The 1781-nt window shown below is 59.0% G+C and carries 1 protein-coding gene; it reads left to right on the forward strand.

Features of this window, described 5'->3' with window-relative positions; translation table 11 throughout:
* Positions 1-68: 68 nt before the first annotated feature.
* Entirely contained in the window at positions 69-1721 is a 1653-nt protein-coding gene (locus BDE01S_RS10345) for a multidrug ABC transporter permease/ATP-binding protein (RefSeq protein WP_066081245.1), read from the forward strand.
* Positions 1722-1781 lie beyond the last annotated feature (60 nt).

Consider the following 1781-nt stretch of genomic DNA (forward strand, 5'->3'; position numbering starts at 1 on the left):
AATAATTTATCCGACTATAGCGTGAATTCACTATAATAGCGCCCTGATTTGTACAACGCCGAGCGCCCATGAACATCGTTTCCCTGATTTACCGCCAATACCGCCGCCAGTTTGCCGCCATGCTCGCGCTGACCCTGATTTCCGGCCTGTTCGGCATCGGCGTGCTGGCCTTTATCAACGGCCGCCTGCTCCAAAGCAACGGTGCGCCTGCCGGCGGCCTGATGCTGCAGTTTGCCGCCCTGCTCGCCGCCTATCTGCTCATCACCACCTGGTCGCAAATCCAGCTTTCGCGTCTCGGCCACCGCTTCGTTTTTGAAATACGTACCCAATTGCTCAAGCGGATTATGGATTCGCAAGCCGAGCAAATCCAGCGCACCGGCAAGCCCAAGCTCTTAGCCAGCCTGTCCAACGACATCCGCTCCATCAGCATGGCCTTTGCCCGCCTGCCCGAATTTGTACAGGGCGTATTGTTTACCCTCGGCTGCAGCCTGTATCTGGTTTACCTCTCGCCCAAACTCTTTGCCGTCACCGCCGCCGTATTACTGCTGATGGTGCTGGGCAGCAATTACGTCGTCAAACGCGTTTTTCAGAGTTTCCGCAAAATGCGTACCTACGAGGACGAGCTGTACGCCCACTACGAAACCAGCTTGGACGGCCACAAAGAGCTGGCGCTCAACCGCCACCGCGCCGAGCGTTTTTACCGCGACGATTTCACCCCCGCCGCCGACCGCAACCGCTACTGGGCCGTGCGTGCCGACAGCCTGCACGTTTTAGCCATCAACTGGGGCAACATCTCCATGCTCGCCGCCGTCGGCATCATTTTCTATCTCTCCGCCTACCACCACTGGGTCGGCATCACCGACGCCGCCACCATCAGCATGACCGTCTTATTCATGCGCGCCCCGCTCTCTCAGGCCATCGGCGCGTTCCCCATGCTGATGAACAGCCAGGTCGGCCTCAACGCGCTCAATGATTTGGGGCTGACCGAATACCGCAGCGGCTTCCACAGCGACACCGCCCTGCCCGACGACTGGCAAACCATCCGCCTGGAAAACACCACTTACGCCTATCCCGTGCAGGGCGGGCAGAAATTCGCGCTCCAGCCCGTCAACCTCACCCTGAAGCGCGGCGAAACCGTTTTCCTGATTGGCGCCAACGGCTCCGGCAAATCCACGCTCTCCATGCTGCTGGCCGGCCTGTATCTGCCCGACGGCGGCAGCATCTCGGTGGACGGCACCGCCATTACCGACGCCAACCGCAACGCCTACCGCAGCCTGTTTGCCAGCGTATTCACCGATTTCCATCTCTTCGACACCCTAATCGGCGACTTGGGCGCAGATGCCGCCGAAGACATGATTGCACGCTGGCTCGACCATCTGCAGCTGAGCGAAAAAGTGAAGCGCGAAAAAAACCGCATTCTCAACAGCAAACTCTCGCAAGGCCAGAAAAAACGCCTCGCCCTGCTGGCCGCCGCGCTGGAAAACCGCAGCATGCTGATACTCGACGAATGGGCGGCCGACCAAGACCCCCAATTCCGCCGCATCTTCTACGAAGAGCTGCTGCCCCTGCTCAAACAGCAAGGCTACACCGTCTTCGCCATCAGCCACGACGACAAATACTTCCACCACGCCGACCGCATCATCTCGATGAAACACGGTGTATTGAGCGAATACAATGCCGAAGAGGCAGTCAAGGTAGCCGACGAACACAGCCGCAGCTGATATAGTCGTCGAACTTCAATCCTGCTACGGCGTTGGCTTCCCGGCTCAAAGAGGGGCTTG

Origin of the sequence: Bergeriella denitrificans NBRC 102155, assembly GCF_001592185.1 — a bacterium.
GTDB classification, from domain to species: domain Bacteria; phylum Pseudomonadota; class Gammaproteobacteria; order Burkholderiales; family Neisseriaceae; genus Neisseria; species Neisseria denitrificans.

What these genes read in the sequence shown, in the direction of transcription:
- BDE01S_RS10345 (WP_066081245.1), top strand. Translation starts at nt 69, where the DNA reads ATGAACATCGTTTCCCTGATTTACCGCCAATACCGCCGCCAGTTTGCC.